General features: G+C 40.5%; 6 protein-coding genes. 1 reads left to right on the forward strand and 5 read right to left on the reverse strand.

The genetic code is table 11. The features are described from left to right. The first annotated feature begins 88 nt into the window (after window positions 1-88). Window positions 89-1,252 carry an ATP-grasp domain-containing protein gene (locus tag ACOEN1_RS10585; RefSeq protein ID WP_422486869.1) on the forward strand — a complete coding sequence of 388 codons (1,164 nt, stop codon included), beginning with the start codon at window positions 89-91 and terminating at the stop codon, window positions 1,250-1,252. Between the two features lie 40 nt (window positions 1,253-1,292). Here the strand turns inward: ACOEN1_RS10585 and htpG are convergent, their stop codons facing one another. From htpG to ACOEN1_RS10610, 5 genes are all read right to left on the reverse strand, one after another. Next, complete coding sequence (gene htpG, locus ACOEN1_RS10590) at window positions 1,293-3,158, reverse strand: molecular chaperone HtpG (RefSeq protein WP_422486870.1); 1,866 nt, start codon at window positions 3,156-3,158, stop codon at window positions 1,293-1,295. Window positions 3,159-3,256: 98 nt separating this feature from the next. After that, the gene (locus tag ACOEN1_RS10595; protein WP_422486871.1) at window positions 3,257-3,967 is read right to left on the reverse strand and encodes a hypothetical protein; all 711 of its coding nucleotides are present in this window, start codon (window positions 3,965-3,967) and stop codon (window positions 3,257-3,259) included. Next, window positions 3,964-6,303 (reverse strand): ATP-dependent DNA helicase, encoded by a 2,340-nt coding sequence (locus tag ACOEN1_RS10600; protein WP_422486872.1) that lies wholly within the window; start codon window positions 6,301-6,303, stop codon window positions 3,964-3,966. Before ACOEN1_RS10600 ends, ACOEN1_RS10595 begins: the two co-directional genes overlap by 4 nt. A 38-nt stretch (window positions 6,304-6,341) precedes the next feature. Next, entirely contained in the window at window positions 6,342-7,271 is a 930-nt protein-coding gene (locus ACOEN1_RS10605; RefSeq protein WP_422486873.1) for a D-alanyl-D-alanine carboxypeptidase family protein, read from the reverse strand. A gap of 68 nt (window positions 7,272-7,339) precedes the next feature. Next, entirely contained in the window at window positions 7,340-7,918 is a 579-nt protein-coding gene (locus ACOEN1_RS10610) for a DUF3841 domain-containing protein (RefSeq protein ID WP_422486874.1), read from the reverse strand. Between the last annotated feature and the right edge of the window lie 82 nt (window positions 7,919-8,000).

Genomic DNA, 8,000 nt, shown 5'->3' on the forward strand with positions numbered 1-8,000 from the left:
TACTTAATTTAGAATTACACAATTCAATTGTTAGTTTACTGCTTTAAATAGGTATATATGGTTTATCAAATCAAAAGGGGGGAGTTTCATGAACTACATACTCATATCACCCGATTTCCCTTCAAACTTCAAGCAGTTTGCAATCCGCCTGAAGGAGGAGGGTGTCAATGTTCTGGGTATAGGTTCTCCAGATTTTGAATACTTGGATCCGAAATTAAGTTATGCACTTACTGAATACTACAAGGTCCAGAGTCTTGAGGATTATGATCAAGTTTTAAGAGCCGTTGCTTTCCTTACCTTCCGCCACGGAAGGATCCACAGAATCGAGTCACAAAATGAGTACTGGCTCGAATTGGATGCAGGTCTTAGAACTGACTTTAACATACCAGGATTTAAAATAAATGAAATAGCATTTGTAAAGCATAAGTCTAAGATGAAGGAAGTATTCGTAGAAGCAGGAATTCCCGTTGCAAGAGGCAGTATTGTTCACAGCATCCAGGATGCATTTAAGCTTATTGATGAAACTGGTTATCCAGTATGCGCAAAGCCAGACATTGGTGTTGGCGCTTCATTTACCTACAAGATACACAATGAAGATGACTTGCAGAAGTTTTTTCAAACCAAACCTGATTATGAATATATTATGGAGGAGTTTATTACAGGAGACATCTACACATTCGATGGAATTGTTGATGCAGATGGTGAAATATCAGCAGTCTCTTCAATGCATTACGGGTCTGGATTGATGGAGACAGTAAATGAGGGTAGAGACAGTATTTTCTATGTACAAAGATTTATTCCTGACGACGTTATGGAAATGGGTACCAAAGTAATTGAAGCCTTTCAATTGAGGGAAAGATTTTTCCATTTTGAATTCTTCAGACTGGACAATGGTAGTCTGGTGGCTCTTGAGCTTAATGCAAGACCTCCGGGTGGACTGTGTCTAGAAACAATTAATTACTCAATGGATGCCGACATCTATAAACAATATGCACAGCTAGTTGCCGGGAAGAATCCAATACCTCTTCTTGAAAGAAAATACTTTTGTGCATTTTTAGGACTTAAGACCAGCATGAATCCACTGATGCACACAAAGGAAGCAATCTACTCTAAGTATGGGGATATGATTGTCTATGACGCGCCGAATCCACCTATTTTTGTTGCAGCCATGGGAGAAGAAGCAATAATAGTGAGGCATCCGGACTTGGATGTATTAAAAGAGGCAGTGAAATATATTACTGAACGTTATTAATGAGTTCCCCCATTCCTTAGCCTGGAATGGGGGGTTTTATTTACATAAGTTTGGCAATCTTGTTGGCGAAATCCACAGGATCTTCAATTGGCAGTCCTTCTATCAATCTTGCCTGATCGTAGAGAAGCTCTGTGTATAGTCCGAACTTTTCCTTGTCATTCTTCAGTGCTGCCTTTAATTTTCCAAAGATCTCATGGTGAGGATTTATCTCAAGAATTTTTTCCGCATGAACATCACCAGAGTTTGGCATTGTATTAAGGACCTTCTCCATCTCAATTGAGATTTCACCTTCAGTTGCAAAGCAAACTGGGTGGTTTTTAAGTCTCTTGGAGAATCTTACCTCCTTGACCTTGTCACCAAGTGCGTTTTTCATTTCCTGGAATATTTCCTTGCCTTCTTCTTTATCTTCTTCCTCCACTGCATCTTCCTCAATGCCAAGATCATCTCCTGAAACAGATCGGAATTCCTTCTCTTCATATTCCTGAAGTACCTTTATCGCAAACTCATCCACCTCGTCTGTCAAGTAGAGTATCTCATATCCCTTGTCCTTGACTAGTTCCGTTTGAGGCATTCTATCTACTCTGTCAACTGAATCTCCAGTTGCATAGTAGATGTACTTTTGATCTTCAGGCATTCTTTCCACATATTCCTTAAGGGTAACAAGCTTCTTTTCCTTTGATGAGTGGAATAGGAGCAATTCCTTCAATTTATCCTTGTTCATTCCATAGTCTGAGTAGAGGCCATACTTAAGTTGCTTCCCGAAATTACCGAAGAATTCCTCATATTTTTCTCTGTTGTTTTCAAGAAGGTCCATCAGCTCATCCTTGATCTTCTCCTCGATTTTCTTTGCCATAAGTCTAAGCTGTCTGTCATGCTGCAGCATTTCCCTTGATATGTTAAGTGAAAGATCCTCTGAATCAACAATTCCCTTAACAAAGCTGAAATAGTCAGGCAAAAGCTCCGGACATTTATTCATAATCAGGACCCCGCTTGAATATAGCTCAAGTCCCTTCTCATATTCCTTTGTATAATAGTCAAATGGCGCAGTTGAAGGGATATAGATTATTGCATCGTATCTTAGCATCCCGTCAATTCTCATATGGCTCCACTTCAAAGGCTTGTCGAACCCGAAATGCTTCTCTGAGTAGAAGTTCTCGTAGTCTTCATCCTTCAGCTCATTCTTGTTCTTTCTCCAGATTGGAACCATGCTGTTGATGGTTTTTTCCTCCATCACAGTTTCATACTCATCTGAGTCTTCCTTCTTCCTGTGCTCTGAAACCATCATCTTTATTGGGTATCTTATGAAATCTGAGTATCTCTTTACGATTCTCTTAATAGTATACTCTTCAAGATACTGGTCGTAATCCTCATCTTCATTTGACTCTTTTAGTGTAAGGATTATCTCAGTACCAGGTTCTTTCTTTTCTGTCTCTTCAATTGTGTATCCTTCAGCACCTTCTGAAACCCACTTGTATGCTGTGTCCTCTCCAAAAGCACGACTTGTTACTACAACTTTGTCTGAAACCATAAATGCAGAGTAGAATCCTACTCCAAACTGGCCGATAATATCGTAGCCATCCTTAGATTCCACGGCTTTTTTAAAGTTAAGAGATCCACTTTTAGCTATTATCCCTAAATTGTCCTCCAGTTCCTCCTTGGTCATTCCTATACCCATGTCGGTTACTGTTAGTGTCCTCTTGTCCTTGTCAGTGGATATTCTGATATAGTAGTCGTCCTTGTTGAATTGAATTGTGTCGTCTGTCAGCGCCTTGTAATATATCTTGTCGATTGCATCAGAGGCGTTTGAAATCAGCTCCCTCAGAAAAATCTCCTTGTGGGTGTATATGGAATTGATCATCAAATCCAACAATCGTCTGGACTCCGCTTGAAATTCCTTTTTTTCCAATTCTATCCTCTCCTTTATTAAAATAGAAATTAGCACTCATGTGTTAAGAGTGCTAATTTAAAATTACCATATGATTCTTTTGTTGTCAATATTCATTTCTAGTAGGGAAGAACCGTTAGAATATATCCTCCAACTAACAGACTCATAATATTTGCAATCAGCACAAACAATATCCTTCTCCACTTCTTGTGCTCCTTCAGCAATCCCAGGAAGGCAACCATCTCGACAATAACTATCACAAATTCATAGAATACCAATCCGAAGAAAAGCGAGTAGTCATTGTATGTCACTGTGTTTATCCAAAGATTCAACGCTCCTTGTGTAATAAGGTTTACCACGAGGAATACAATCCAGGACCTTCGGCTTCTAAAGCCCATGAGGAGGAATATAAGCCCTTCAATAATCAGTGTGAGTACAACCCTCATCGAGACATACAAGGCCGCTCTTAAGGGGTCCTTGCCCTCTGTCAGACTACCTTCGTCAAGGTCCAGGGTATAAACATTCTGGTATCGCTGGGCAAGGTCCCCTACAGGGACTGAAAGGTCATATCCGTCTCCTTTTGCTTTTAGCTGCAAGTTATCAACCGGATCTGTATCACTGTAATAGAAGAGAAAATAGCTTTCCAGCAGCTTGTCCCTTCTTGCAGCCTCTATGTAATTATCCCCTTCTCCAACACTTACAACAAGTTCATCAGGTGCTCCCGGTACAATAAGGAGTATTGATGGTGGTTCCGAGGAATTACCCCAAACTGGAAGTGCAACAAGCAGTGCAACCATAATTCCAAGTATCAGGATTTTCGATCTTCTCATTTTTCACCCTCCCAAAATTCCCTCAGGTATTCAACCTGACTTTCCAAATCCCATACCTTACCATAATCTTTCCATTCTGGGGGTATAAGCTTCTTGTATGTACCCTGAAGGTATCTATCATCTATCAATAACACTGTTCCCCTGTCATCTTCTGTTCTTATTACCCTTCCCACAGCCTGCAAAACCTTGTTCATACCTGGATAAGTATATGCGTAATGAAAACCCTGGCCAAGATTGTGGTCAAAATAATCCCTTATAATATTCCTCTCAAAACCTATTTGCGGCATTCCCACACCAACAACAACAGCTCCAATCAGTCTGTCCCCGGAAAGATCAATTCCTTCTGAAAATACTCCCCCAAGAACTGCAAAGGCTACAAGGTTCTCACCATCCTTAAATGATTCAAGAAATTCCTCCCGTTCCTTTTCATTCATTGCACCCCTCTGGATAAGTGTTCGCATTTGGGGATAGTTATCCACAAATTCCTCGTATACCCTGTTCATATATACGTATGAAGGAAAGAAGATCATGTGATTTCCCTTTCTGGAGGTTACAAAGCTCTGTATCATTCCCATTATTTCCCTGTAGGTATCCTCTCTGTCCTTGTATCTGGTGGACAAGTTTCCCCTTATCATCAATCCAAGATTCTTTCTTGGGAATGGAGACTTCAATCTTATGTTGTAGTCTTCTTCCCCTCCACCAAGAAGGTTCATAAAATAACTCATCGGTGTCAATGTAGCTGAGAAGAAAACTGCAGATATGCCTCTTTTCAAAGCACGCCTTATGTGTCCGGAAGCATCCACACAAAAGAGTCTCAAGAGAACATCCCCTGATCTCTCTTCAAGGGTTGTAACAAAGCTATCATCATACATATCTGATATCTTAATAAAGCTGGTCAATTGAAAATAAAGATCAAGAATATCATCGTAACCCTGCGCTTCCCTCCTTTCCATCAGGAAGCTCTCCATACCTGCAAGAGCCCTCTTTATTGGAAAGTATAGGTCTATTATCTCTTCCCGTTGATAGTATCCTTCACCGGTCAGGTGGTTGTTCTTGTATTCATTTATTATCTTTACAATCCCATACAATGCCTTGTACAGCTTTGGGTCAATATCCTTGACAATTCTTCTAGCATTCAGCAAGACCGACTTTTCAAGAGAAGCAGAAAACATCTCCCTAGACCTGTCCACAAGATTATGTGCCTCGTCTATAAGAAAAACATACTCTCCCTTTTCCATGTCAAAGAATCTTTTTAGGTATACCTGGGGATCGAAAACGTAATTGTAATCACAGATTACAACATCAGAAAAAAGGCTTATATCAAGCTGAAATTCAAATGGACATACCTGGTGCTTTCTCGAGTAGTCAAGGATAGTATCTCTCTTTAAAAAATTCTCGTTCTTAAAGATATCCATTATTGCATCGTTTACCCTGTCAAAATGACCTTTTGCATATGGGCAATCCTTTGGATTGCACTTGACCTGGTCATTCAAGCAGACCTTTTCCTTTGCCGTGATAACCAGTGTCTTTGCTTTTAACCCTCTTTCCTGGAGTAACTGCATGGAATAAAGGGGAATCTCCCGTGTAATTGTCTTTGCTGTAAGGTAGAAGATTTTTTCGATTGAATCCTCACCCATCACCCTTATGGCAGGATAGAGTACAGACATTGTCTTTCCTATTCCAGTGGGTGCCTGTGCAAAGAGGGCCTTATTTTCCTTTATTGTCTTGTAGGCAGCAACCGCTAGATCCCTCTGCCCTCTTCTGTATTTTGGAAATGGGAAGTCCAGATTCATAATGGATGAGTTTCTCTCTTCCTTCCATGAAAATGTCAGACTTGCCCAGTTTATGTATTTTTGCAACAGATCAAGGAAAAACTGTTCGGTTTCTGAGAATGTGAGTGTTCTCCTTATTTTCCTGGTCTCTTCTGTTTCCAGGTGAAAGTATGTAAGCTGGACAATGATTTCAGGGAGTTCATTGTGGAGTCCATAAAAGTAAGCGTAGCAAATTGCCTGAGCCCAGTGTCTAAGGTTTATTCCATCTCCAACTTCCTTCAGGTCCCTTGCGGTGCTTTTTATTTCATCGACAACTACACCTTCTTCATCAAAAAGTATACCGTCTGCCCTTCCTTCGACAAGAAACAGGGTCTCACCAACCTGTATCTGGTGCTTCAAGGTTACTTCCTTCAGGTCCTTCTCTCCATATGATCCCTGTACCTTTTGATGGGCAAGGGTACCCTCAACTGCTCTGGACATGGATTGAAAGCGGTTGTCAATATCACCAGATCTTAGAACATATTCAACAAGGTTTCTTACTGATATTTTAACCTGTCTGCCCATAGTATTACCTTCTCCATTCATTTCTTTAATCAGTCAGACTATTCGCCTAGAAGATATTCCTCCAGTGTTAAACCTTGCTCATAAATCTTTTTTGCATGATCTTCTCCAACATACCTGAAATGCCATGGTTCATATGCATATCCTGTGATGCTCTCCTTATTCTCTGGATACCTTAGTATAAAACCAAATCTATGAGCGTTTTCAGCGAGCCAGATACTTTCCTCGGTATCTGCAAACTCCGGTTCAAGCCAGTATTTCATTTGTCCGCCCAAGTCAAAAGCCAGCCCTGTCTGGTGCTCAGAATGGCCTGGCTTTGCGCTATATCTCTGTGCATGCTCCTCACCGTCTGTTTCCACGCTGCTGTTATAGAGCCTTTTCTGGTAATTGTAACTTCTGAATCCAGAAAAAGCAATAATCTCTTTGTTTATTTCATCACTTGCCGCCTTTATCATTTGTTCAACCTTTTGCTTTGCTACTGGATCAACATCAGGATAGTAATCAGACGGCAAACCATAAGTTTTATTTACAAGAAGTATGCCGTCTATGGTTTTCATGACTTCACCAGTATCCTCTTCCTCCTGAATATCCTCAGGTGAATCTGTTTCAGGACTTTCTGGATTTGATTCACCCTCCTCCAGAAGCTCTGACAAGTAATCTTCTATGCTGTAACCTGTCTGCCCGTTGTATTCGATCAGGTACCAACCATCTTCATAGTCTATTGCACGTACCTTTTCTCCTACTGGAATTGTTCTTACTTTTTCATTTTCAGTTCCAGGTCCCGTTCTCATATTCAGATAGTCAGTGGTAAAAAGATACTTTTCCTGGAATTCTTCCACTACTTCAACCGGCTCCTCTGCTACAGGTTGCTCCGGCACTTCTTCATTATCATTCAGCATCCTTGGTACCATTATTACTGCTGCAATAACAAGAACCAATACGCCAAGCAGCATCTTGAGTCTTATATGCATTGGACCACCTCCGTTATCATTAATTAATCACTTCTACCTGCTTGTGTCAAGCAAATAACCCTATTTAGTTATTCCCTGTACTTGTAAACTTCCAAAATATTCTCAGGTTTAATCTCCCAGATATTCGCCTGAGTTGAAAAAATATTCCAATGGTCTATTTCAAAGACTCTTTCCCAGCTATCCATAACTCTTTTTCTTTCCTGGGGATATAGCCTTGAGTACTTTCCTTCTATAAAATTAAACTGGTCCTTAAACCCCTTTTTATCGATATCCTCCATATACTCCACCTGATCATCAAGATCCCTGGGTATGTAGATGTGGTTTAATACGTAGTCCCACTTCCCGCCATCAAAATATATGATTTGTGATTTAGGTATTCGCAATTTATATGCCACAGTTCCCAGAATTGGTCTTAGCATTGATTCATGGCTTATGGAACACCAAATCGGAAACTCAACTCCTTCAGGTTTGGGTACTCTTTTGGATGCTGCCTCTACAAACCATTTGTAAAGATAGATGAAGTGATCTGAAACATCTTCATAGTTGTCTCTTATGTATCTTTCCTTGTTTCTGAATACCCCAAGTCTTTCCAGATCCCTGAGGCTCCTCTCATCCTGTCTGGTCCATAATGTTACCATATCCTCCATGCATACGTCGAGTAGACTCTGTCTCGACTCCCTCCTTTCAAAGGAAATTCTTTGTATGTGGAGGGTTGAGTCTCAAGAACCC

Source organism: Gudongella sp. DL1XJH-153 (assembly GCF_049310905.1).
Lineage (GTDB): Bacteria > Bacillota > Clostridia > Tissierellales > Tissierellaceae > Gudongella.

Bases quoted from the DNA above. Each gene is read 5' to 3' on its own strand.
- ACOEN1_RS10585 (WP_422486869.1), top strand. From the start codon at position 89: ATGAACTACATACTCATATCACCCGATTTCCCTTCAAACTTCAAGCAG.
- ACOEN1_RS10595 (WP_422486871.1), bottom strand. From the start codon at position 3,967: ATGAGAAGATCGAAAATCCTGATACTTGGAATTATGGTTGCACTGCTT.
- ACOEN1_RS10610 (WP_422486874.1), bottom strand. From the start codon at position 7,918: ATGGAGGATATGGTAACATTATGGACCAGACAGGATGAGAGGAGCCTC.
- ACOEN1_RS10605 (WP_422486873.1), bottom strand. From the start codon at position 7,271: ATGCATATAAGACTCAAGATGCTGCTTGGCGTATTGGTTCTTGTTATT.
- ACOEN1_RS10600 (WP_422486872.1), bottom strand. From the start codon at position 6,303: ATGGGCAGACAGGTTAAAATATCAGTAAGAAACCTTGTTGAATATGTT.